Origin of the sequence: Enterobacter sp. DNB-S2, from assembly GCF_019443845.1 — a bacterium.
Lineage (GTDB): Bacteria > Pseudomonadota > Gammaproteobacteria > Enterobacterales > Enterobacteriaceae > Enterobacter > Enterobacter asburiae_B.
This window is the reverse complement of record NZ_CP050520.1, coordinates 909,561-934,777: the sequence shown is the minus strand read 5'-3', so window position 1 is coordinate 934,777 and position 25,217 is coordinate 909,561. Positions and strand designations below refer to the sequence as shown.

The window sequence follows — 25,217 nt, the reverse complement described above, 5'->3', positions numbered from 1 at the left end:
TTGTCTGATAAATTGTTAAAGAGCAGTTGCAACGCGGCTTTCGCTCACCGTTGCGAGGTGGCGTATATTACGCTTTCCTCTTTCAGAGTCAACCCGTTATTTCAGAATTTTTCTCTTCAACCGACCGCGTTGTCTGTGAAGTGATTCACATCCGCCGTGTCGATGGAGGCGCATTATAGGGAGTTCTCAGCAGGCCGCAACCGCTAAATGACAGAAAAATGACTGACTGCTGCATTCCACAGCAAAACCCCGCCTTATACCTTTTTACACACAGACTTATCCACAATGATACGAAAAAGTGAAAATGTGCGAGCGTTGCGCAAACGTTTTCGTTAAAATGCTCGCGCTTAATAAGGATGCCCCGTCAGGTGTGTTAGATGAGTTTTTCGCAGGAAAATTCATCTAACGCTCTCTGTAATCGTGAAATCCAGGGGATTTACCATGCAACAACGTCGTCCAGTCCGCCGCGCTCTGCTCAGTGTTTCTGATAAAGCCGGTATCGTCGAATTCGCTCAGGCACTTTCCGCACGCGGTGTGGAGCTGCTTTCTACAGGCGGTACCGCTCGCCTGTTAGCAGATAAAGGTCTGCCGGTAACCGAAGTGTCCGATTACACCGGTTTCCCGGAAATGATGGATGGACGCGTCAAAACTCTGCACCCGAAAGTGCACGGCGGAATTCTTGGCCGTCGTGGTCAGGACGACGCTATTATGGAACAGCATGACATCGCCCCAATCGACATGGTTGTCGTTAACCTCTACCCGTTTGCCCAAACCGTAGCCCGCGAAGGCTGTTCTCTGGAAGATGCCGTAGAGAATATTGATATCGGCGGCCCAACCATGGTGCGCTCCGCGGCCAAGAACCATAAAGATGTGGCCATTGTCGTAAAGAGCAGCGATTACGAAACCATTATTAATGAGATGGATGCCAACGAAGGGTCACTGACTCTGGAAACGCGTTTCGACCTCGCCATCAAAGCCTTCGAGCACACCGCGGCGTACGACAGCATGATCGCCAACTACTTCGGTAGCCTGGTGCCTGCTTACCACGGTGAAAGCAAAGATCCTTCTGGCCGCTTCCCGCGCACCCTGAATCTGAATTTCATTAAGAAGCAGGATATGCGTTACGGTGAGAACAGCCACCAGCAGGCTGCCTTCTATATAGAAGAAGAGGTAAAAGAAGCCTCTGTTGCGACCGCTCAGCAGGTTCAGGGCAAAGCGCTCTCCTATAACAACATTGCCGACACCGATGCCGCGCTGGAATGCGTGAAAGAGTTCAGCGAGCCGGCCTGCGTTATCGTTAAGCACGCGAACCCATGCGGCGTTGCCGTGAGCACCTCTATTCTGGACGCCTACGATCGCGCCTACAAAACCGACCCGACCTCCGCGTTCGGCGGCATTATCGCCTTCAACCGCGAGCTTGATGCTGAAACCGCACAGGCCATCATCTCCCGCCAGTTCGTTGAAGTGATCATCGCGCCATCCGCATCCGAAGAGGCGCTGAAAATCACCGCGGCAAAACAGAACGTGCGCGTGCTGGTTTGCGGCCAGTGGGCAGAACGCGTGCCGGGCCTGGACTTCAAGCGCGTGAACGGCGGCCTGCTGGTTCAGGACCGCGATTTGGGTATGGTGACAGAAGCCGACCTGCGCGTGGTAACCAAACGCCAGCCTACCGAACAGGAACTGCGTGACGCGCTGTTCTGCTGGAAGGTCGCGAAGTTCGTCAAATCCAACGCCATCGTCTATGCCAAAGAGAACATGACTATCGGGATAGGCGCAGGCCAGATGAGCCGCGTTTACTCCGCGAAAATCGCGGGCATTAAAGCAGGCGATGAAGGTCTGGAAGTAAAAGGCTCCGCCATGGCTTCAGACGCCTTCTTCCCGTTCCGTGACGGTATCGACGCGGCTGCTGCAGTGGGCATCACCTGTGTGATCCAGCCTGGCGGCTCAATCCGCGACGACGAAGTGATTGCCGCTGCCGACGAACACGGCATTGCAATGATCTTCACCGACATGCGCCACTTCCGCCATTAATTCCCGGAGCAGAAAATGAAAGTATTAGTGATTGGTAACGGCGGACGCGAGCACGCTCTGGCGTGGAAAGCGGCGCAGTCTCCGCTGGTGAAAACAGTCTTCGTAGCACCGGGCAACGCCGGTACCGCGCTGGAACCCGCGCTGCAGAACGTGGCTATTGGCGTGACCGATATCCCGGCGCTGCTGAGCTTTGCCCAGAGCGAGAAAATCGATCTGACGATTGTGGGCCCGGAAGCACCGCTGGTGATTGGCGTCGTCGATGCGTTCCGCGCGGCGGGTCTGACAATCTTCGGGCCAACGGAAGGCGCCGCGCAGCTGGAAGGCTCCAAAGCCTTCACCAAAGATTTCCTCGCGCGACACAACATCCCGACGGCGGAATATCAGAACTTCACCGAAGTGGAGCCAGCCCTGGCCTACCTGCGTGAAAAAGGCGCGCCGATTGTCATCAAGGCCGACGGTCTGGCCGCCGGTAAAGGCGTGATCGTGGCGATGACGCTCGAAGAAGCGGAAGCCGCGGTTCAGGATATGCTGGCGGGTAACGCCTTTGGCGACGCGGGCCACCGCATCGTGATCGAAGAGTTCCTCGACGGTGAAGAGGCCAGCTTTATCGTGATGGTCGACGGCGAGCACGTGCTGCCGATGGCCACCAGCCAGGATCACAAACGCGTGGGCAATGGCGATTCCGGCCCGAATACTGGCGGAATGGGCGCTTACTCCCCTGCTCCGGTAGTGACTGATGAAGTACACCAGCGCACCATGGATCGCGTCATCTGGCCAACCGTGAAAGGGATGGCGGCGGAAGGCAACACCTACACCGGTTTCCTCTATGCAGGTCTGATGATCGACAAACAGGGTAACCCTAAGGTCATCGAATTCAACTGCCGCTTTGGCGATCCGGAAACGCAGCCCATCATGCTGCGCATGAAATCCGATCTGGTGGAACTGTGTCTGGCAGCCTGCGAAGGCAAGCTCGACGAGAAAACCTCAGAGTGGGACGAGCGTGCGTCTCTGGGCGTGGTGATTGCGGCGGGTGGTTATCCGGGCAACTACAACACCGGGGATGAAATCCACGGCCTGCCGCTGGAAGAGATTGAAGGTGCGAAGGTGTTCCATGCGGGTACGAAGCTGGCTGACGACGATCGCGTCCTCACCAACGGCGGACGCGTGCTGTGTGCAACCGCGCTGGGCCATACCGTGGCAGAAGCGCAGAAACGCGCCTATGCGCTGATGGCGGATATTCACTGGAACGGCAGCTTTAGCCGTCAGGATATCGGTTATCGTGCGATTGCGCGCGAGCAGGGCGAGTAATTTCACACCCTAACCCTCTCCCTCAAGGGAGAGGGGATTTAAATCAAAAACTCTTCTCTGTCGGCTGCCAGGTGCAGAAGTCTTCGTTCGCCACCAGCAACAGCTGAGAGCCTTCCGGCGCTTCCAGCCACGCCACACTCACCTCCATTGATGAATGACGCTGACGGCGCTGAATGTGTTCTGTTGCCCAGGATTCGAGCTCAGGCTTGACCGTCTGTCCTTCGCAGGTTGTCACCGTCCCATCGGCATGCCAGCGCCCCTGGCGCAGCACAACGCGTCCCAGACGAAGCGCATCGCTGGTCTGGCGGATTTGTTCGGCACGATAACGGTAGAGGGCGATTTGATCGCTGGAAAGCTGCTGTTTTTGGCCGCTGACTTCGCGCTGCATAAAGCTCAGCTCACCATGGTCGTCAAAACGCACTTTCACGTGTTCGGGGGTCTTGCTGTAGACGTTCAGTTCAATCAGCGACAGGTCATCTCCCTGCCAGCGATATTCCGCAGTTGACGTATTGCCGTTATGCCACGGGCTGAAGGCAGAAAGCAGATGCACTTCGCCGCCGGAATCTTTGCGCCAGATCCTGACCGCGCCCTGGTTGTCCGCGTAGCCGCTGGCGGTAAACGGCGGCAGGGAGGTGTCGTGGCTGCAGGCTGACAGCAGCAGCATGCCTGCCAGCGCGAGCGTTCCACGCCAGAAAGACAAAAGGGGCGTTGCCGCCCCTTCGCTAAAACTGTTCACTGCCACGCGTCTTACTTAACAGCGTCTTTCAGTGCTTTACCAGAAACAAATGCCGGCACGTTAGCTGCGGCGATTTTGATTTCTTTACCGGTCTGCGGGTTGCGGCCAGTACGCTCAGCGCGGTGGTTCACTTTGAAGGTACCGAAACCAACCAGTTGCACAGCATCGCCTTCTTTCAGAGACTCAGTAATAGCAGCCAGGGTAGATTCCAGAGCAGCTTTAGCCTGCACTTTAGACAGATCAGCCTTGTCCGCAATTACATCAATCAGTTGAGTCTTGTTCATAAGTTATCCTTTCAATGTGTTTATCGCTTGCTAAGCATCGAGTGCGACGAAAATGCCAAAAAAGCACTCTCCTGCATACACGCACCGATAGCCACTTTTTTTCGCCCCCCAAATGTAGACCAGACAAGGGGCGAAAGGGAAGAGTCGAGGAGCGACAAAACGGGCGTTATCTCAAGATTTATTGTCTCATTGGTTAAAAATTATACCAATATTGCTCTCAGCAGCCTCTCGTAAGTCCGCTCGCAGCCCTTTTATCAGCTCAATATCGCGTTCTTCACACTCTGCCAGCAGGCGGAAAATTTCCCACTGAATGTCCCATTCTTGCTCAACCGCCGGGTTCGCACGCAGCTCTTCGTCGGTCATCTCGCGGCCTTCCTGGGTCATTTCCAGCATCGCGACGGTCGTAATAGATGCCTTACTGACTTCAACTGCGTGCTCCAGCGTTTCACCGCTCAGACGGGAGTGAAGCAGTTCGCTTAACGCCACGCAGGCATCAATCGCCGGGTAGACACCGTACAGGTCAAAATCATCCGCAACCGGAATCGCCTCTTCCAGCTTTTCCAGCTGGGAGTCGAAGTTCACCTTCGCGTCTTTCACCGTCAGCGTTTCCCAGATCAGATCCAGAATGCGGCGGTAGATATGGCCATCACCAAAGCCCGTCTCCTTACAGAACGCGGCATAGTTGGGATACATGCGCTCGCACAGGCAAGCCATAAACGTCACGTGCTGCCAGCTTTCAAGTTTCTCAAGGCGCAGGTGAATCGGGTTTTGTAGCATGATGATCTCTCGAATCGAAAATTAGGCGCAGTTTACCTGAATCATCGCTGAATTTCCTGCCAACGAACAAAAGCCGGACGCGAAGATGCCACGGCGTCTGCCCAGCGCGTCGGCTCCGGCAAGCGGTAGCCCTTCATGCAGCGCTGCACCCACGCCAGGGCGCTGTCCATGCTCACCCGGTGCCCCGTGGCGATAAAGAGCGGATTACAGCGTGCCTTGCTGCGCCAGACCCACGCTAGCTGCTCACCTTTATGGATAAGCGGCGCCAGCGCGCCCGGCTCGGCTGAAAGAGGTTCAAACGCGCCGCACAGGCGTTTCTTGGCAACGCCAATGGTCGGCACATCCACCAGCAGACCAAAGTGGCTGGCAACGCCTAAACGGCGCGGGTGTGAGATACCGTGTCCATCGACAAACAGCAGGTCAGGTTTTTGCGAGAGTTGCTCCCACGCTGCCAGCAGCGCGGGATATTCGCGGAAGGAGAGAAAGCCCGGAATGTACGGCATGGTGGTCGCGATACGCGCAACCTTGAACTCCACCAGTTCAAGCGAAGGGTATTTCAGTACCACCATCGCCGCTCGCGTCACTTCCCCGCCCTGCTCGAATCCGACGTCTGCTCCGCCAATGTACTGCGGAGGATCCTTATCCAGACGATCCTCGCGGATCACCGATGAGGCCAGTTCGATTTGTTGAGCGCGTAGCGACGCGAGATCCATAACCACTCCTTACTTGTGATACTGGGCAGAAAGCCGATGCACCGCCTCCACAAATACGCCTGCGTGTTCTGGCGGCACATCCTGATGAATGCCGTGGCCGAGGTTAAAGACGTGGCCTTCACCCTGGCCGAAACCAGACAGTATAGTCGACACTTCTTCTTCAATGCGCGCTGGCGGCGCATAGAGCATGGACGGGTCCATATTGCCCTGCAGCGCCACTTTGTCGCCCACGCGACGACGCGCATCGGCGATATCGGTGGTCCAGTCGAGGCCCAGCGCGTCGCAGCCGGTTGCCGCCATCGCTTCCAGCCACTGGCCGCCACCTTTGGTGAACAGCGTCACCGGCACGCGGCGGCCTTCGTTTTCACGCAGCAGGCCGTCGACGATTTTGTGCATGTAGTACAGGGAGAACTGCTGATAATCGCGCCCGGTCAGCACGCCGCCCCAGGTATCGAAAATCATCACCGACTGCGCACCCGCCTTAATCTGCGCGTTCAGGTAGAGGGTGACGCTCTTCGCCAGCTTGTCGAGCAGCGCATGCAGGGCCAGCGGCTCGGCGTACATCATCTTTTTAATCATGGTGAAGGCTTTGCTGCTGCCCCCTTCGACCATATAGGTCGCCAGCGTCCACGGGCTGCCGGAGAAGCCAATCAGCGGCACTTCACCTTTCAGCTCGCGGCGAATGGTGCGCACGGCGTTCATCACGTAGCCCAGCTCGCCTTCCGGATCGGGGATCGGCAGCTTATCCACGTCGGCTTTGCTTTTGATTGGGGAGGTGAAACGCGGACCTTCACCGGTTTCGAAGTACAGGCCAAGGCCCATTGCATCCGGAATGGTCAGAATATCCGAGAAGAGGATCGCAGCATCCAGCGGGAAGCGGCGCAGCGGCTGGAGCGTCACTTCGCAGGCCAGCTCGGCATTTTTGCACAGCGACATAAAATCGCCCGCCTGCGCGCGCGTGGCTTTGTACTCCGGGAGATAGCGTCCCGCCTGGCGCATCATCCACACCGGGGTGACATCAACGGGCTGGCGCAGCAGCGCACGCAGATAACGATCGTTCTTCAGTTCGGTCATTTTTGCAGTTCCTTAAGCGTCATGGCCTCAGTGTAACACTACTCATACTCGGCCCGACACATCGCCACGGTATCTTCTATCAGCCGACGCGCCACGGTGCCCGGCGGAGGTAACAGCGGTAGATCGTCGTAGCGATACCAGTTTGCTTCCAGCAGCTCTTTCTGATCGATAACGATCTCGCCGCTATGATATTCGGCCATAAATGCCGTCATCAGCGACTGCGGGAACGGCCACGGCTGCGAGGTAACGTAGCGCAGGTTCTTCACTTTGATCCCACTCTCCTCCATCACCTCGCGCGCTACCGCCTGCTCCAGCGTTTCGCCCACCTCGACGAAGCCGGCCAGCACGGTGTGAATGCCGTTGCGATGGCGGGTATGCTGCGCCAGCAGGATGGAATCCTCCCGGCGGATAGCGACGATAATGCACGGCGCTATCTGCGGATAGTAGCGTTCGCGGCAGTGGCTGCAGAGCATCGCCCACTCGGTTTTGCTCGGACGCATGGTATGACCGCAGTAGCCGCAGTATTTATGCGAGCGGTAAAACTCAGAAAGCTGCACGCCGCGCCCCGCCAGCTGGAACAGCCCCACGTCCAGATCCAGCACCTGGCGCACCGATCCCATATCCTGGCGGCGGGGCTGTTGGATCAACCACACCGGCTCACCCTGCCACTCGCCGATCTTCAGCGCTGGCTGGCCAACGAGATCGAACGCCTCAGCTGCACCGTAGGGGATTTCCCCGGCAGGAAGCCATAATTTTTGTTCGTGACTGACGATCCACCAACCAAGATCTGATTTTTCAATAATACGATCCATATCTATTGCACTACCTTCGCTTCACTGACATGTTGTTAGCATTGTGGTTACATTCTGGATAAGCAGATTCAATCCTACATTTTGCGGAGTCGACCATGTTAAACCAGCTGGAAAGCCTGACTGAGCGCGTTAGAGGAAATAACAAACTGGTGGATCGCTGGCTACATGTACGCAAGCATCTACTCGTGGCTTATTACAATCTGGTCGGTATTAAGCCTGGCAAAGAATCGTTTATGCGACTGAATGAAAAAGCGCTGGATGATTTTTGTCAGGGCCTGGTCGACTATCTGTCCGACGGCCATTTCAATATTTATGAACGCATTATCCGCGAAATGGAAGGGACAACGCCGTATTTAGCGGCCAGCAAGCTCTATCCCCTTCTGGAAGCCAACACCCAGCAGATCATGGATTACTATGATTCCGCGCTCGAGAACGCTATCGATCACGATAACTATCTTGAGTTTCAGCAGGCGCTATCCGACCTCGGTGAAGCGCTGGAAGAGCGATTCACGCTGGAAGATAAGCTGATAGCCCTCGTGCTGGACAATGATTTGAACATCAGTAACGAAGAGAACGTCGCGCGCCCTGCTTGAGTTCTTCATCGTTAACGAGTAATTTACAACCATTCGCCCCTCTCACGAGGGGGATTTTTCTTGTCGGAGTGCCCAGCGCCTGAAAGCGCGGGCTGAGACCGTTAATTCGGGATCCGCGGAACCTGATCAGGCTAATACCTGCGAAGGGAACAAGAGTCACACTGCTGTTGTATCGCCTGAGGGCGATCCTCTCTTGCTTCATCCGTCGTCTGACAAGCCATGTCCTTCACTTTTGGAATGAGCTATGTCTACTGCAAAACTGACCCGCCGCGAACAGCGCGCACAGGCCCAACACTTCATCGACACGCTGGAAGGCACCGCTTTCCCGAACTCGAAACGCATCTATATTTCCGGCTCGCAGGCCGATATCCGCGTCCCAATGCGCGAAATTCAGCTTAGCCCGACGCTTATCGGCGGCAGCAAAGATAACCCGCAGTATGAAGACAACGAAGCCGTGCCGGTATATGACACCTCCGGTCCTTACGGCGATCCTGATGTTGCCATCAACGTCCAGCAGGGTCTGGCAAAGCTGCGCCAGCCGTGGATTGATGCGCGCAACGACTGTGAAGAACTGAGCGTACTCAGCTCTGCCTACACCAAAGAGCGCCTGGCCGACGACGGTCTGGACGAGCTGCGCTTTACCGGCCTGCTGACGCCAAAACGCGCTAAGGCGGGCAAATGCGTGACCCAGCTGCACTACGCGCGCCGGGGCATCGTCACGCCGGAGATGGAGTTCATCGCCATCCGCGAAAACATGGGTCGCGAGCGCATCCGTAGCGAAGTGCTGCGCTATCAGCATCCGGGTGAAGGCTTTGGCGCTCGCCTGCCGGAGAACATCACGCCGGAATTTGTGCGTGACGAAGTGGCCGCAGGCCGCGCGATTATCCCTGCCAATATCAACCACCCGGAATCCGAGCCGATGATTATTGGCCGCAACTTCCTGGTGAAGGTCAACGCTAACATCGGTAACTCGGCCGTCACCTCCTCCATCGAAGAAGAGGTGGAGAAGCTGGTCTGGTCCACGCGCTGGGGCGCGGACACGGTAATGGACCTCTCCACTGGACGCTATATTCACGAAACCCGCGAATGGATCCTGCGTAACAGCCCGGTACCGATTGGCACCGTCCCGATTTATCAGGCGCTGGAAAAGGTCAATGGCATTGCCGAAGACCTCACCTGGGAAGCGTTCCGCGACACGCTGCTGGAGCAGGCCGAACAGGGCGTGGACTACTTCACCATTCACGCGGGCGTGCTGCTGCGCTACGTGCCGATGACCGCAAAGCGTCTGACAGGCATCGTCTCGCGCGGCGGTTCCATCATGGCGAAGTGGTGCCTGTCCCATCATCAGGAAAACTTCCTCTACGAACACTTCCGCGAAATTTGCGAAATCTGCGCTGCCTACGATGTCTCTCTGTCGCTGGGCGACGGCCTGCGTCCGGGCTCTATTCGCGACGCGAACGACGAAGCGCAGTTTGCCGAGCTGCACACGCTGGGCGAGCTGACCAAAATCGCCTGGGAGTATGACGTGCAGGTGATGATTGAAGGCCCGGGACACGTGCCGATGCAGATGATCCGCCGCAACATGACCGAGGAGCTGGAGCACTGCCACGAAGCACCGTTCTATACCCTGGGGCCGTTGACCACAGATATTGCGCCGGGCTATGACCACTTCACGTCGGGCATTGGGGCGGCGATGATCGGCTGGTTCGGCTGCGCGATGCTCTGCTACGTGACGCCAAAAGAGCACCTCGGCCTGCCAAACAAAGAGGACGTGAAGCAGGGGCTGATTACCTACAAAATCGCCGCCCACGCCGCGGATCTGGCCAAAGGCCATCCGGGCGCGCAAATCCGCGATAACGCCATGTCGAAGGCACGCTTTGAATTCCGCTGGGAAGACCAGTTCAACCTGGCGCTGGACCCGTTCACCGCCCGCGCCTATCACGACGAGACCCTGCCGCAGGAGTCAGGCAAAGTCGCGCACTTCTGCTCTATGTGCGGGCCAAAATTCTGCTCGATGAAAATCAGCCAGGAGGTGCGCGACTACGCCGCCGCGCAAACTATTGAAGTGGGTATGGCGGACATGTCTGAAACCTTCCGCGCCAGAGGCGGCGAAATCTACCTCAAAAAAGAGGAGGCGTAATGTATAAGCCCGATTTCCCGCCCGTCCCCTACCGTTTAGGGCTCTATCCGGTGGTGGACAGCGTGGCGTGGATAGAGCGCCTGCTGGAGACAGGCGTTCGAACGATCCAGCTGCGCATCAAGGATAAACGCGATGACGAGGTGGAAGCCGATGTGGCTGCCGCCATCGCGCTTGGCCGTCGGCATAACGCCCGTCTGTTTATCAACGATTACTGGCGGCTGGCCGTTAAGCACCAGGCGTACGGCGTGCACCTGGGTCAGGAGGACCTGGAAACAACGGATCTGAGCGCTATCCGCGAAGCCGGGTTGCGTCTTGGCGTTTCAACGCACGATGACATGGAGATCGACGTGGCGCTGGCGGCCCGTCCCTCTTACATCGCGCTGGGTCACGTCTTCCCGACGCAAACCAAGCAGATGCCCTCCGCACCGCAGGGTCTGACGCAGCTGGCGAGTCACGTTAAACGCCTTGCCGATTACCCTACCGTCGCCATTGGCGGAATCAGCCTTGAACGCGCCCCGGCGGTGCTGGAGACCGGCGTCGGCAGTATCGCCGTCGTCAGCGCCATCACCCAGGCCGCAGACTGGCGGTTCGCCACCGAACAGCTGTTACAGCTGGCAGGAGCGGGTGATGAACGATCGTGATTTTATGCGCTACAGCCGTCAGATCCTGCTGGAAGATATCGCCATCGACGGACAGCAAAAGCTGCTCGCCAGCCGGGTGCTGATTGTCGGTCTGGGCGGGCTAGGCGCGCCCGCCGCGCTTTATCTGGCTGGTGCAGGTATCGGCACGCTGGTGCTGGCCGACGACGACGAGGTTCACCTCAGCAACCTGCAGCGACAAATCCTCTTTACCACCGAGGATATCAACCAGCCAAAAGCGCAAATTACCCGGCAGCGCCTGAACCAGCTCAACCCGGATATCGCGCTGATTGCCCTGCAGGATCGGCTCAGCGGTGAAAACCTGCGCCGTGAGGTCGCCCTTGCCGACGTGGTGCTGGACTGTACCGACAACATGGCGACGCGCCAGGCGATTAACGCCGCCTGCGTGGCAAATAATACGCCGCTTATCACCGCCAGCGCGGTGGGGTTCGGCGGGCAGATGATGGTCCTGACCCCGCCGTGGTCGCAGGGCTGCTATCGCTGCCTGTGGCCGGATGATGCAGAGCCGGCGCGCAACTGCCGTACGGCGGGCATTCTGGGTCCGGTGGTCGGCGTAATGGGCACAATGCAGGCGCTGGAGGCCATCAAGCTGCTCAGCGGCATGGAGACGGAACGCAATACGCTGCGGCTGTTTGATGCCCGCTCCAGCGGCTGGCGCCATCTGGCGTTACACCGCGCCAGCCGCTGCCCGGTATGCGGAGGCCGCGATGCGCATTCTGTTTAACGATGAGCCGATGAAATGCGACGACGGGCTCACCGTTGCGGTACTGCTCGACAAGCTGCGCCAGCTCAAGCCGGGAACGGCGCTGGCGCTCAATCAACAGATCCTGCCGCGCGAGCAGTGGGAACATCAGCAGGTCAATGACGGTGACCAGATCCTGCTGTTTCAGGTTATCGCAGGGGGCTGAGATGTTACGTATTGCCGATAAAGTCTTTGATTCACATCTGTTTACCGGAACCGGAAAATTCGCCTCGCCGCAGCTGATGGTGGATGCCATTCGCGAAAGCGGCAGCCAGCTGGTGACGCTGGCGCTCAAGCGCGTGGATCTGCGCCATCACAGCGATGCCATTCTGGCGCCTTTACTGGAGGCAGGCGTCACGCTGCTGCCCAACACCTCCGGTGCCAAAACGGCCGAAGAGGCGATTTTTGCCGCGCAGCTGGCCCGCGAGGCGCTCGGCACCCGCTGGCTGAAGCTGGAAATTCATCCTGACGCCCGCTGGCTGCTGCCCGACCCCATCGAAACGCTGAAAGCGGCTGAAAAGCTGGTGCAGCAAGGGTTTATCGTCCTGCCTTACTGCGGCGCCGACCCTGTTCTGTGCAAACGGCTGGAAGAGGTCGGGTGCGCCGCCGTCATGCCGCTGGGTGCCCCCATTGGCTCCAATCAGGGGCTTGAAACCCGCGCAATGCTGGAAATCATTATTGAGCAAGCTACCGTGCCGGTGGTGGTTGATGCGGGCATTGGCGTGCCCAGCCATGCCGCGCAGGCGCTGGAGATGGGCGCCGACGCGGTGCTGGTCAACACGGCCATCGCGGTTGCCGACGATCCGGTCATGATGGCGCGTGCGTTCCGCATGGCCGTAGAGGCTGGCCTGCTGGCAAGGGAATCCGGCCCCGGCTCGCGCAGTTTCCAGGCACAGGCCACCAGCCCGCTGACCGGTTTTCTGGAGGCGATCTCATGAGCACGTTTACCGAGCGCTGGCGGCAGCTTAGCTGGGACGACATTGCCCTGCGCATTAACAGCAAAACGGCGGCTGACGTGGAGCGCGCGCTGCATGCCCGCCATCTGACCCGCGAGGATCTGATGGCCCTGCTCTCCCCGGCGGCCAGCGCGTACCTCGAACCGATGGCCCAGCGAGCACAGCGGCTCACCCGCCAGCGTTTTGGCAACACGGTGAGCTTCTACGTGCCGCTCTACCTCTCAAACCTGTGCGCCAATGACTGCACCTACTGCGGTTTTTCCATGAGCAACCGCATCAAGCGTAAAACGCTCGATGAAGGTGAGATCGCCCGCGAGTGCGCGTCCATTCGTGAAATGGGCTTTGAACATCTTCTGCTGGTCACGGGCGAGCATCAGGGAAAAGTGGGAATGGACTATTTCCGTCAGCACCTTCCCGCCATTCGTCGTCAGTTTGCGTCGCTGCAGATGGAAGTGCAGCCCCTGGCGCAGAAGGAGTATGCGGAGCTCAAAACCCTTGGGCTGGACGGGGTCATGGTCTACCAGGAAACCTATCACGAGGCGACGTACGCCCGGCATCACCTGAAGGGCAAGAAACAGGATTTCTTTTTCCGCCTGGAAACGCCGGACAGGCTGGGTCGCGCGGGGATCGACAAAATCGGTCTGGGGGCGCTGATCGGGCTCTCTGACAGCTGGCGGGTGGATTGTTACATGGTGGCGGAACATTTGCTGTGGCTTCAGCAGCACTACTGGCAGAGCCGTTATTCCATCTCCTTCCCGCGCCTGAGACCTTGCGCGGGCGGGATTGAACCGGCTTCGCTGATGGATGAACGCCAGCTGGTGCAGACCATCTGTGCGTTTCGCCTGCTCGCCCCGGAAGTGGAATTATCGCTCTCAACGCGTGAATCCCCGGCGTTTCGCGATCGCGTTATCCCGCTTGCGATTAACAACGTCAGCGCGTTTTCCAAAACGCAGCCAGGCGGCTACGCCGACGATCGTCCGGAGCTCGAGCAGTTTGTGCCGCATGACGGACGACGTCCGGAAGCGGTCGCCGCAGCCCTGACGGCGCAGGGTCTTCAGCCTGTCTGGAAAGACTGGGACAGCTGGCTGGGAAGAGCCTCGCAATGACGATGAAACGCGCTGCAACACCATAAAAAATTGTCGAGGCGCGACGAAAAGGCAAAACCGGGTGGTTGTCAGCGATCGTCCGGTTTTTTATTGTCACACGGTCAGCAACGGATGCTGACCAGGGCGAAAAGCTTCTTCCTCGTTTCGCCCTGCCTCTGGTTCATTGCGCACACGGCCGCCAGCAGGTTGAATAAGTAATTTCTTAATGGTTCTTAAGATAAATCATCCCGCCAGAAATCGTGTGCCGTATAATTCACCGCTAACCGCAGGACAGCGACTATGCTGAGAGGATATCGGCAGACGAAAAGTATTCACCATCAGGAACGATGTACAGCTCATGGCACTTCACAGCAAAAAGCTCTCTTTTACCCGGCCAATCATGCTCAGCTTCGCGGGGATCCTATGCAGTTTTGCGGTGATCGCGATCGCGGTGACGCTTTCGCAACGAAAGGATTTTCTTGAGGATTATCATAAGATAAACAGCAATTTCACGCACAACCTGGCGGTGAACTACACCGAATCTATCCTGCGTGAAAACGACTATATCCTGGGCCGTTCCGCGATGTACTTTGCCCGCGACGACAGGCTAAACGAGACGCTCAACGTCAACCCGACGCAGGGGCTGCAGATGATGATGCATTTGCAAAACCTGATGCCGACCGTGTCCTCCATCTCGCTGGCGGACACGCAGGGGCATTATCTCCGCGCGCCGGAAGTGCTCCCCACGCAGAAGAGTAAAACCTTCGATCCCCGGACGCGGCCGTGGTTTATCGCTCAGGCCGAAGCCAGTATCTTCAGCCACTATACTCGCCCGTACATGGACTACTTCACCGGCCATCCGACGGTCACACTTTATAAGCCCTTGATTTCACCCGAAGGCAGACTGAAGGGAACGATCGCGTTTCATCTCGATTTGACGTCAATGGGCTTCACCCTGCGTCAGATGGTGGCGCCCGTCCAGGGAGAATTCTTCGTCGTTGAACGCGACGGCGCCGTTGTGCTTCACCCGGATACAGGCGCGCTCTTCAAACAATACGTGAGCGAAGCGCTGATGGACAAAATGACCAGCGGCGAAGGCCACCTTTACGATAAGAAAAGCAACGCCTGGTACTACTACTACTCGTTTACCAATCCGGACTGGTTTGTCATCTACCGGGTCTCTGGCGAGACGCTCACCGATATCACCCGCCACGAAACGACGATTGTTGGCTGGGGGTTTGCGCTGGCGGCAATCATCATCATCCTCTTCGGCTTATACCTCCGTCACGCCTCGCGTACCGTGCTGATGCACATTATCAATGCCATCAAAACCGGCGACGTCAGCGAAGCGCCGCGCCTGGAAGCGATGCTGAGCCACACTATCCAGTCCAATAAAGAGCGTGAGATGGCCTATGTGCGCCAGGCCACTCACGATGCGCTGACGGGCTGTAAAAACCGCCGCGCGTTCGATAGCGATATCGCGGAGCTGCTGAATGCCCAGCAGCCTTTCGCGCTGGCGCTGGTAGACATCGATAACTTCAAGTCGATTAACGACACGCTGGGCCACCTGACCGGTGATATCGTTCTGCGCAACGTGGCCCGCGAAGGGATCCAGATTATGCAGCCACATCACGTCTCGATTTACCGCTATGGTGGAGAAGAGTTCGCGGTAATCTTCCAGGCTGAGCAGATGACGTCTGCGCTCTCATTGCTGGAAGCCTGGCGTACCGCAGTTGAAAAACGCGTCTGGCGAGAAGAAAACCTGCGGGTTACGTTCAGCGGCGGTCTTGGGGAGTGGCATTTTGAACCGCTGGAGCAATTTGTCGGAAGCGTTGATAGCGCCCTCTACAGCGCCAAACAGCAGGGCAAAAACCGCATCAATCGAACGTCCATCAGCTAATCCTTCCTCTTTCACCCTGCCCGTTTCCACGGGCCGGGTACCCGACAATGTAAAATTGTAACCGGTTTCAGAAAATCGCCGGTTTCTTTGTGATGCCTGACACACAATCGCGGTAAACCGGTTGTTGAAGCGCTCTGCACGGGATAATTATCAATAAACACATGTAGATCGAGGCTGATTATGAAGAACATCGTTTTATGCTGTGCAGCGGGAATGTCAACCAGCATGCTGGTTCAACGTATGAAAGACGCCGCGCAGAAAAAAGGGGTTGAAGTCACCATTAAAGCCGTTCCGGTTGCGGAGTTTAAAGACAACATCGCGACGGCCGACATCGTATTGCTGGGGCCACAGGTTAAATACGAGCAGGCCAAGCTACAGGCGCAGGCCGAGCCGCTGGGTAAAAAGGTCGCGGTGATCGACATGATGGATTACGGCATGATGAAAGGCGATGCCGTCCTGGAAAAAGCGCTCAAACTTCTGGAGTCATAATGGAAGACTTAGAAACCACGATTATGGAACTGCTGGTCAACGCAGGCGCGGCGCGCAGTGCGGCCCTGACGGCGCTACAGATGGCGCGTAAAGGTGAGTTTGACGAAGCAGAAAAAGCGATGGAAGAGTCGCGCGAATATGTGAAGCATGCGCACACGATCCAGACGCAGCTTATCGGTTTTGACGAAGGGACCGGGAAGCTTCCGGTTAACCTGATCACCGTCCACTCTCAGGATCACCTGATGAACGCGATGGTCATTCAGGATCTGGCGGGCGATATGATTGAGCTTTATCGTCGGATCCCGTTGGTGAACTGATAACCTACAGATGTAAAAAAACCCGCCGAGGCGGGTTTTTTATTGTCGGGTGGCACTGAGCTTACCCGACCTACGAGGCACATGCCCGGTAATGCTCATCACCGGGCATCAACGATTACTCGTTGTCGGAACCGCCCAGACCTGCGTTCAGCAGTTCTGCCAGGCTCGCGGATGCATCTTCAGCAGTTACCTGCGGTGCAGCTGGCAGTTCGCCCGCAGCACGACGACGCATACGATCCTGGTGGTACGCATAACCGGTACCCGCCGGGATCAGACGACCCACGATGACGTTCTCTTTCAGACCGCGCAGTTCATCACGTTTACCTGCAACAGCGGCTTCGGTCAGGACACGAGTCGTTTCCTGGAACGATGCTGCAGAGATGAAGGACTCGGTTGCCAGAGACGCTTTGGTGATACCCAGCAGATCGCGCGAGAAGGTCGCACCGATTTTGCCGTTCGCTTCCAGTTCGCGGTTAGCGATCTTGACGCGTGAGTATTCAACCTGCTCGCCTTCCAGGAACTCGGAGCTGCCTGCGTTTTCGATGGTTGCTTTACGCAGCATCTGACGAACGATAACTTCGATGTGCTTATCGTTAATCTTAACGCCCTGCAGACGGTAAACGTCCTGTACTTCGTTGGTGATGTAACGCGTTACCGCGTGGACGCCACGAAGACGCAGAATGTCGTGCGGAGCTTCTGGACCATCGGAAACCACGTCACCACGTTCTACACGTTCACCTTCGAACACGTTGAGCTGACGCCACTTAGGAATCATCTCTTCGTACGGTTCGCTGCCATCTACTGGAGTGATAACCAGACGGCGTTTCCCTTTGGTCTCTTTACCGAAGGAGATGATACCGCTGATTTCAGCCAGGATTGCAGGCTCTTTCGGACGACGTGCTTCAAACAGGTCCGCAACGCGTGGCAGACCACCGGTGATGTCCTTGGTACCGCTGGATTCCTGTGGAATACGTGCCAGAGCATCACCCGCACCGATCTGAATGCCATCTTCCAGCTGAACGATCGCTTTACCCGGCAGGAAGTACTGCGCAGGCATGTCGGTACCCGGGATCAGAACGTCGTTACCCTGAGCATCAACGATTTTCAGTGCAGGACGCAGATCTTTACCACCGGTAGTACGTTCAGCAGAATCCAGAACCACCAGAGAAGACAGACCGGTCAGCTCGTCGGTCTGACGAGTAATGGTCTGGCCGTCGATCATGTCAGTGAAGCGGATGAAACCACTTACTTCGGTGATAACCGGCATGGTGTGTGGATCCCAGTTTGCAACGGTTTCACCGCCGGCAACCTGCTCGCCATCACCTTTCGCCATAACCGCACCGTAAGGCACTTTATAGCTCTCTTTGGTACGACCGAATTCGTCGATCAGCTTCAGCTCGGTGTTACGAGAGGTCACAACCAGCTTGCCTGCGGAGTTAACAACAGACTTCGCGTTGCTGAGCTTGATGCTACCTTTGTTTTTCACCTGGATGCTGGATTCAGCAGCCGCACGAGATGCCGCACCACCGATGTGGAACGTACGCATCGTCAGCTGTGTACCCGGCTCACCGATCGACTGTGCCGCGATAACGCCGATTGCTTCACCTTTGTTGATGATGTGGCCACGCGCCAGGTCACGACCGTAGCAGTGCGCACATACACCAAAGTCGGTGTCACAGGATACAACGGAACGTACTTTCACGGAGTCAACAGAGTTCGCTTCCAGCAGGTCACACCAGTGCTCGTGCAGCAGCGTGTTGCGTGGAACCAGAATGTCTGCAGTACCCGGCTTCAGAATGTCTTCCGCGGTTACACGACCCAGAACGCGATCGCGCAGTGGCTCTTTAACATCACCACCCTCGATAACCGGGGTCATGGTGATACCTTCGAGGGTGCCACAATCGTCTTCGGTCACAACCAGATCCTGCGCAACGTCAACCAGACGACGCGTCAGATAACCGGAGTTCGCAGTTTTCAGTGCGGTATCCGCCAGACCCTTACGAGCACCGTGGGTGGAGATGAAGTACTGGAGTACGTTCAGACCTTCACGGAAGTTCGCGGTGATTGGCGTTTCGATGATGGAGCCATCTGGCTTCGCCATCAGACCACGCATACCAGCCAGCTGACGAATCTGTGCTGCGGAACCACGCGCACCGGAGTCGGCCATCATGTAGATGCTGTTGAAGGAAACCTGCTGCTCTTCTACGCCGTCACGGTTAATCACGGTTTCGGTCTGCAGGTTATCCATCATCGCTTTGGATACACGATCGTTCGCCGCTGCCCAGATATCGATAACTTTGTTATAGCGTTCGCCCGCGGTAACCAGACCAGACTGGAACTGCTCCTGGATCTCAGCAACTTCGGCTTCCGCTTCAGAGATGATCTCGTGTTTCTTCTCTGGGATGACCATGTCATCAATACCAACAGATGCACCTGAACGCGCTGCATAAGCAAAGCCGGTATACATTGTCTGGTCAGCGAAGATAACGGTCGGCTTCAGACCCAGAATGCGGTAACAGGTGTTCAGCATTTTGGAGATCGCTTTCTTGCCCAGCGCCTGGTTGACGATGGAGAAAGGCAGACCTTTCGGTACGATCATCCACAGAATGGCACGGCCAACGGTCGTGTCTTTCAGGCTGGTTTTCGCAACGAATTCGCCGTTTTCATCTTTTTCGTATTCGGTGATACGCACTTTAACGCGCGCATGCAGAGAGGCCAGGCCAGCGCGATAAATACGCTCAGCTTCTTTCGGGCCAGTCAGCACCATGCCTTCGCCTTTGGCGTTAACACAGTCACGGGTCATGTAGTACAGACCCAATACAACGTCCTGAGAAGGAACGATGATAGGTTCACCGTTCGCTGGGGACAGGATGTTGTTGGTAGACATCATCAGCGCACGCGCTTCGAGCTGGGCTTCCAGCGTCAGCGGTACGTGAACAGCCATCTGGTCACCATCGAAGTCGGCGTTATATGCCGCACAAACCAGCGGGTGCAGCTGGATAGCTTTACCTTCGATCAGGACTGGCTCAAATGCCTGGATACCCAAACGGTGCAGAGTTGGTGCACGGTTCAGCAGTACCGGGTGTTCGCGGATAACTTCGTCCAGGATATCCCAAACGACAGCTTCTTCACGCTCAACCATTTTCTTAGCGGCTTTGATGGTGGTGGCCAGGCCACGCAGTTCCAGCTTGCCGTAGATGAACGGTTTGAACAGCTCCAGTGCCATTTTCTTCGGCAGACCGCACTGATGCAGACGCAGGTATGGACCTACGGTGATTACAGAACGACCGGAGTAGTCAACACGCTTACCGAGCAGGTTCTGACGGAAACGACCCTGTTTACCTTTGATCATGTCGGCCAAAGATTTCAGAGGACGTTTGTTAGAACCGGTGATCGCACGACCGCGACGGCCGTTATCCAGCAGGGCGTCAACCGCTTCCTGCAGCATACGTTTTTCGTTGCGTACGATGATATCCGGCGCAGCCAGATCCAGCAGACGTTTCAGACGGTTGTTACGGTTGATAACGCGACGATACAGATCGTTCAGATCGGACGTTGCGAAACGACCACCATCCAGCGGAACCAGTGGACGCAGATCTGGCGGCAGAACCGGCAGAACGGTCAGGATCATCCACTCTGGTTTGTTACCAGACTGAACGAACGCTTCCAGCAGTTTGATACGCTTGGTCAGCTTTTTACGTTTGGTTTCGGAGTTGGTTTCGTTCAGCTCTTCACGCAGCTGCTCGCACTCTTGCTCCAGATCCATGCTCTTCAGCAGGGCCTGAATAGCTTCCGCACCCATCTTCGCATCGAATTCGTCACCGAACTCTTCCAGCGCGTCCAGATACTGCTCTTCAGTCAGGATCTGATGACGTTCCAGGTTCGTCATCCCGCCTTCGATAACCACATAAGATTCGAAGTACAGAACGCGTTCGATATCGCGCAGCGGCATATCCAGCAGCAGACCGATACGGGACGGCAGAGATTTCAGGAACCAGATGTGAGCGGTCGGAGACGCCAGCTCGATGTGGCCCATGCGCTCACGACGCACTTTGGTCTGGGTCACTTCAACGCCGCACTTCTCACAGATCACACCACGGTGTTTCAGGCGCTTGTACTTACCGCACAGGCACTCGTAATCTTTTACTGGCCCGAAAATACGCGCACAGAAAAGGCCGTCACGCTCAGGTTTGAACGTACGGTAGTTGATGGTTTCCGGCTTTTTAACTTCACCGAAAGACCATGAACGGATCATGTCTGGCGAAGCCAGAGCAATTTTGATCGCATCAAACTCTTCGGTTTTAGTCTGCGCTTTCAGAAACTTTAATAAATCTTTCACGGATTTGCTCCCGTCGGAGTTAGCACAATCTGGTGCCGGGGGTTAACCCGGCACCAGTGACCTGTTTGAGCGAGAATTACTCGTCTTCCAGTTCGATGTTGATACCCAGCGAACGAATCTCTTTCAACAGTACGTTGAAGGATTCTGGCATGCCCGGCTCCATCTGATGGTTGCCGTCCACGATGTTTTTATACATCTTGGTACGACCGTTCACGTCATCAGACTTAACGGTGAGCATTTCCTGCAGGGTGTATGCCGCGCCGTATGCTTCCAGCGCCCACACTTCCATCTCCCCGAAGCGCTGACCACCGAACTGCGCCTTACCACCCAGCGGCTGCTGAGTAACCAGGCTGTAAGAACCGGTAGAACGAGCGTGCATCTTGTCGTCGACCAGGTGGTTCAGTTTCAGCATGTACATGTAACCTACGGTTACCGGACGCTCGAACTGTTCACCGGTACGGCCGTCAAACAGCGTAATCTGACCAGACGTTGGCAGACCACCCAGTTGCAGCAGCTCTTTAATTTCAGCTTCTTTCGCACCATCGAAGACCGGCGTTGCGATTGGCATACCTTTTTTCAGGTTCTCAGCCAGACGCAGCACTTCTTCATCGCTGAAGGTATTCAGGTCGACTTTCTGACGCACGTCGGTACCCAGATCGTAGGCACGCTGGATGAATTCGCGCAGTTTCGCGACATCTTCCTGCTGCTTCAGCATGGCGTTAATCTTGTCGCCAATACCTTTCGCAGCCATACCCAGGTGAGTTTCCAGGATCTGACCGATGTTCATACGAGACGGTACGCCCAGCGGGTTCAGTACGATATCTACCGGCGTACCGTTAGCATCGTGCGGCATATCTTCGATCGGGTTGATCTTAGAGATAACACCCTTGTTACCGTGACGACCTGCCATCTTATCACCAGGCTGGATCTGACGTTTAACGGCCAGATACACCTTAACAATCTTCAGCACGCCTGGTGCCAGATCGTCGCCCTGAGTGATTTTGCGGCGTTTCGCTTCGAGTTTTTTCTCGAACTCGTGTTTCAGTTCGTCATACTGCTCAGCCAGCTGTTCCAGCTGATTTTGTTTCTCTTCGTCGGTCAGGCCCAGTTCCAGCCAGCGATCGCGTGGCAGTTTGTCGAGCTTCTCAGCTTCAACGCCACCGGCAACCAGCACAGCATAGATACGGCTGAACAGACCCGCTTCGAGGATCTGCAGTTCTTCAGACAGGTCTTTCTTAGCCTGTTTGAGCTGCATCTCTTCGATTTCCAGCGCACGCTTATCTTTCTCAACGCCATCACGGGTGAAGACCTGAACGTCGATAACCGTACCGGAAACACCGTTTGGTACGCGCAGAGAAGAGTCTTTAACGTCAGACGCTTTCTCACCGAAGATTGCACGCAGCAGTTTCTCTTCTGGCGTCAGCTGGGTTTCACCTTTCGGTGTAACCTTACCAACCAGAATGTCGCCGCCGGTCACTTCCGCACCGATGTAAACGATACCGGATTCATCCAGTTTGGAGAGCGCAGCTTCACCCACGTTAGGGATGTCAGCGGTGATCTCTTCTGGCCCCAGCTTGGTGTCACGAGACACACATGCCAGTTCCTGAATGTGGATGGTGGTGAAACGATCTTCCTGAACCACACGCTCGGAGACGAGGATGGAGTCTTCGAAGTTGTAACCGTTCCACGGCATGAACGCTACGCGCATGTTCTGACCGAGCGCCAGTTCACCGAGGTCGGTGGACGGACCGTCTGCCAGCACGTCGCCGCGCTCAACTGGCTCACCCAGAGATACGCAAGGCATCTGGTTGATACAGGTGTTCTGGTTAGAACGGGTGTATTTGGTCAGGTTATAAATGTCGATACCAGCTTCGCCCGGATACATCTCGTCTTCGTTAACTTTGATAACGATACGGGATGCATCGACGTACTGAACAGTACCGCCACGTTTAGCAACTGCAGTAACACCGGAGTCAACGGCAACAGCACGTTCCATACCGGTACCAACCAGCGGCTTATCAGCGCGCAGAGTTGGAACGGCCTGACGTTGCATGTTCGCACCCATCAATGCACGGTTGGCGTCATCGTGTTCCAGGAACGGGATCAGGGACGCACCGACGGATACCACCTGCTGGGTGGATACGTCCATGTAGTCAACCTGGTCGCGGCTGAACAAGCTGGATTCGCCTTTGCTACGGCAGGTAACCAGATCTTCTACAAAGTGGCCTTCGTCATCCAGGTTGGAGTTCGCCTGAGCGATAACGTAGTTGCCTTCTTCGATAGCAGACAGGTAGTGAATTTCGTCGGTTACAACACCGTCTGTCACTTTACGGTACGGGGTCTCGAGGAAACCGTATTCGTTAGTCTGTGCGTACACGGACAGGGAGTTGATCAGACCGATGTTTGGACCTTCAGGCGTTTCGATTGGACATACGCGACCGTAGTGCGTCGGGTGTACGTCTCGAACTTCAAAGCCTGCGCGTTCACGGGTCAGACCGCCTGGGCCGAGTGCAGAGATACGACGTTTGTGCGTAATCTCAGACAGCGGGTTGTTCTGGTCCATGAACTGAGACAGCTGGCTTGAACCGAAGAACTCTTTCACTGCTGCAGAAATCGGTTTGGCGTTGATCATATCCTGAGGCATCAGGGTATCCAGATCGCCCAGAGACAGACGCTCTTTCACCGCACGCTCTACACGTACCAGGCCAACGCGGAATTGGTTTTCCGCCATTTCGCCTACGGAACGGATACGACGGTTGCCGAGGTGGTCGATATCGTCCACTTCGCCTTTACCGTTACGGATATCGATGAGCTTCTTCATCACTTCGATGATGTCGTCTTTGCTCAGGATACCGGAACCTTCGATTTCGTCGCGCAGCAGAGAACGGTTGAACTTCATACGACCAACCGCGGACAGATCGTAGCGGTCTTCGGAGAAGAACAGGTTCTCGAACAGGCTTTCCGCCGCTTCGCGAGTTGGTGGCTCACCAGGACGCATCATGCGGTAGATTTCTACCAGCGCGCTCAGACGATCGGTGGTTGGGTCGACGCGAATAGTCTCAGAGATATACGCGCCATGGTCCAGATCGTTGGTGAACAGCGTTTCGATACGTTTGTGGCCAGACTGGCTCAGCTTAGCCAGCAGATCCAGGCTCAGCTCCATGTTCGCTGGGCAGATCAGCTCACCCGTTGACTCGTCAACGTAATCTTTCGCGGCTACTTTTCCTGCAATGTACTCAACCGGAACTTCGATGAGTTTGATATCATCTTTTTCCAGCTGGCGGATGTGGCGCGCGGTGATACGGCGACCTTTTTCCACATACACTTTGCCGTCGGCTTCGATGTCGAACGACGCGGTCTCGCCACGCAGACGTTCCGGCACCAGCTCCATCTGCAGCTTGTTGTCGCGGATTTCAAAGATCACTTTCTCAAAGAACAGGTCCAGGATCTGTTCAGTGGTGTATTGCAGCGCACGCAGAATGATGGTTGCAGGCAGCTTACGACGACGGTCGATACGGACAAACAGGTTGTCTTTCGGATCGAACTCGAAGTCCAGCCATGAACCACGGTAAGGAATGATGCGTGCGTTATACAGTACTTTACCGGAAGAGTGTGTTTTACCTTTATCGCTGTCGAAGAAGACGCCCGGGCTACGGTGCAGCTGGGAAACGATAACACGCTCAGTACCGTTGATAACGAAAGTACCGTTGTCTGTCATGAGTGGAATTTCACCCATGTAGACTTCTTGTTCTTTAATGTCTTTTACGGTGCCTTCCGGCGCTTCGCGCTCGTAGATCACCAGACGCAGTTTTACGCGCAGCGGTGCGGAATAGGTCACGCCACGGATCTGACATTCCTGAACGTCAAACACCGGTTCGCCAAGGCGGTAGCTGACGTACTGCAGCTCGGAGTTACCGCTGTAGCTCTGAATCGGGAACACGGAGCGGAAGGCTGCTTCCAGACCGTACTGCCCTTCAGGATCTTGCTCGATAAACTTCTGGAACGAGTCAAGCTGGATAGAAAGGAGATATGGAATGTCCAGAACTTGTGGACGTTTACCAAAATCCTTACGAATACGTTTTTTCTCGGTATAGGAGTAAACCATAGGGTTCCTCAGCTCGCTGACAAGTCGACCCATCTGTCCGACGAAGGGACAGTTTGTGCAACACCATTTTGTGGACCGGAAAATTGAATACTTTCCGCAATACCTGTTGCTATCACGCTTAAATCATTTCGTCGCGATTTACACAGAGCGAGCACCC

General features: G+C 56.1%; 20 protein-coding genes and 1 riboswitch. Of the genes, 12 read left to right on the top strand and 8 right to left on the bottom strand.

Annotated elements, in window-relative coordinates; genetic code table 11:
- The first annotated feature begins 441 nt into the window (after positions 1 to 441).
- A complete protein-coding gene (purH, locus tag HB664_RS04470) occupies positions 442 to 2,031 on the top strand; it encodes a bifunctional phosphoribosylaminoimidazolecarboxamide formyltransferase/IMP cyclohydrolase (protein WP_061716167.1) in 1,590 nt (529 codons plus the stop codon).
- Between the two features lie 15 nt (positions 2,032 to 2,046).
- Positions 2,047 to 3,339, top strand: a complete 1,293-nt coding sequence (purD, locus tag HB664_RS04465) for a phosphoribosylamine--glycine ligase (RefSeq protein ID WP_048976110.1) — start codon at positions 2,047 to 2,049, stop codon at positions 3,337 to 3,339.
- Between the two features lie 43 nt (positions 3,340 to 3,382).
- On the opposite strand, the gene HB664_RS04460 is transcribed toward purD, so the two are convergent.
- The 6 genes from HB664_RS04460 to nudC all read right to left on the bottom strand — a co-directional run bounded on the left by HB664_RS04460 (position 3,383) and on the right by nudC (position 7,735).
- Positions 3,383 to 4,075: a DUF1481 domain-containing protein gene (locus HB664_RS04460; protein WP_033146981.1), complete on the bottom strand. Its 693-nt coding sequence runs from the start codon at positions 4,073 to 4,075 to the stop codon at positions 3,383 to 3,385.
- An 11-nt stretch (positions 4,076 to 4,086) separates the two neighbouring features.
- Positions 4,087 to 4,359, bottom strand: a complete 273-nt coding sequence (gene hupA, locus HB664_RS04455; protein WP_002445246.1) for a nucleoid-associated protein HU-alpha — start codon at positions 4,357 to 4,359, stop codon at positions 4,087 to 4,089.
- A gap of 186 nt (positions 4,360 to 4,545) precedes the next feature.
- On the bottom strand, positions 4,546 to 5,136 hold the full coding sequence (locus HB664_RS04450; RefSeq protein ID WP_219940404.1) for a YjaG family protein: 591 nt from the start codon (positions 5,134 to 5,136) through the stop codon (positions 4,546 to 4,548).
- A gap of 41 nt (positions 5,137 to 5,177) precedes the next feature.
- The gene (nfi, locus tag HB664_RS04445; protein WP_033146984.1) at positions 5,178 to 5,849 is read right to left on the bottom strand and encodes a deoxyribonuclease V; all 672 of its coding nucleotides are present in this window, start codon (positions 5,847 to 5,849) and stop codon (positions 5,178 to 5,180) included.
- Positions 5,850 to 5,858: 9 nt separating this feature from the next.
- Positions 5,859 to 6,923, bottom strand: coding sequence for a uroporphyrinogen decarboxylase (gene hemE / locus HB664_RS04440; RefSeq protein ID WP_029742041.1), 1,065 nt, complete (start codon positions 6,921 to 6,923; stop codon positions 5,859 to 5,861).
- A gap of 38 nt (positions 6,924 to 6,961) precedes the next feature.
- Entirely contained in the window at positions 6,962 to 7,735 is a 774-nt protein-coding gene (nudC, locus tag HB664_RS04435) for an NAD(+) diphosphatase (protein WP_219940403.1), read from the bottom strand.
- A 95-nt stretch (positions 7,736 to 7,830) separates the two neighbouring features.
- Between nudC and HB664_RS04430 the strand changes: the two genes are divergently transcribed.
- The 10 genes from HB664_RS04430 (at position 7,831) to HB664_RS04385 (ending at position 16,616) form a co-directional block, all read left to right on the top strand.
- Positions 7,831 to 8,328, top strand: coding sequence for an Rsd/AlgQ family anti-sigma factor (locus tag HB664_RS04430; protein ID WP_048979202.1), 498 nt, complete (start codon positions 7,831 to 7,833; stop codon positions 8,326 to 8,328).
- A 54-nt stretch (positions 8,329 to 8,382) separates the two neighbouring features.
- Positions 8,383 to 8,494: riboswitch (TPP riboswitch) on the top strand.
- A gap of 78 nt (positions 8,495 to 8,572) precedes the next feature.
- Positions 8,573 to 10,468, top strand: coding sequence for a phosphomethylpyrimidine synthase ThiC (thiC, locus tag HB664_RS04425; protein ID WP_033146986.1), 1,896 nt, complete (start codon positions 8,573 to 8,575; stop codon positions 10,466 to 10,468).
- A complete protein-coding gene (gene thiE, locus HB664_RS04420; protein WP_219940402.1) occupies positions 10,468 to 11,109 on the top strand; it encodes a thiamine phosphate synthase in 642 nt (213 codons plus the stop codon). The genes thiC and thiE overlap by 1 nt, the downstream gene beginning before the upstream one ends.
- The gene (gene thiF / locus HB664_RS04415; protein ID WP_054830118.1) at positions 11,096 to 11,851 is read left to right on the top strand and encodes a thiazole biosynthesis adenylyltransferase ThiF; all 756 of its coding nucleotides are present in this window, start codon (positions 11,096 to 11,098) and stop codon (positions 11,849 to 11,851) included. The genes thiE and thiF overlap by 14 nt, the downstream gene beginning before the upstream one ends.
- Complete coding sequence (gene thiS / locus HB664_RS04410) at positions 11,835 to 12,035, top strand: sulfur carrier protein ThiS (RefSeq protein ID WP_039262358.1); 201 nt, start codon at positions 11,835 to 11,837, stop codon at positions 12,033 to 12,035. Before thiF ends, thiS begins: the two co-directional genes overlap by 17 nt.
- Position 12,036: 1 nt before the next feature.
- The gene (gene thiG, locus HB664_RS04405) at positions 12,037 to 12,807 is read left to right on the top strand and encodes a thiazole synthase (protein WP_047059535.1); all 771 of its coding nucleotides are present in this window, start codon (positions 12,037 to 12,039) and stop codon (positions 12,805 to 12,807) included.
- A complete protein-coding gene (thiH, locus tag HB664_RS04400) occupies positions 12,804 to 13,931 on the top strand; it encodes a 2-iminoacetate synthase ThiH (protein WP_219940401.1) in 1,128 nt (375 codons plus the stop codon). The genes thiG and thiH overlap by 4 nt, the downstream gene beginning before the upstream one ends.
- Positions 13,932 to 14,268: 337 nt before the next feature.
- On the top strand, positions 14,269 to 15,810 hold the full coding sequence (locus HB664_RS04395) for a sensor domain-containing diguanylate cyclase (RefSeq protein WP_033146991.1): 1,542 nt from the start codon (positions 14,269 to 14,271) through the stop codon (positions 15,808 to 15,810).
- A gap of 180 nt (positions 15,811 to 15,990) precedes the next feature.
- Positions 15,991 to 16,299, top strand: a complete 309-nt coding sequence (locus tag HB664_RS04390) for a PTS sugar transporter subunit IIB (RefSeq protein ID WP_023334100.1) — start codon at positions 15,991 to 15,993, stop codon at positions 16,297 to 16,299.
- A complete protein-coding gene (locus HB664_RS04385; RefSeq protein WP_033146992.1) occupies positions 16,299 to 16,616 on the top strand; it encodes a PTS lactose/cellobiose transporter subunit IIA in 318 nt (105 codons plus the stop codon). The genes HB664_RS04390 and HB664_RS04385 overlap by 1 nt, the downstream gene beginning before the upstream one ends.
- Before the next feature lie 115 nt (positions 16,617 to 16,731).
- Here HB664_RS04385 and rpoC read toward each other — a convergent pair whose 3' ends face one another.
- Positions 16,732 to 20,955: a DNA-directed RNA polymerase subunit beta' gene (gene rpoC, locus HB664_RS04380; protein WP_023309968.1), complete on the bottom strand. Its 4,224-nt coding sequence runs from the start codon at positions 20,953 to 20,955 to the stop codon at positions 16,732 to 16,734.
- Between the two features lie 76 nt (positions 20,956 to 21,031).
- Complete coding sequence (gene rpoB / locus HB664_RS04375) at positions 21,032 to 25,060, bottom strand: DNA-directed RNA polymerase subunit beta (RefSeq protein WP_219940400.1); 4,029 nt, start codon at positions 25,058 to 25,060, stop codon at positions 21,032 to 21,034.
- Positions 25,061 to 25,217: the final 157 nt, after the last annotated feature.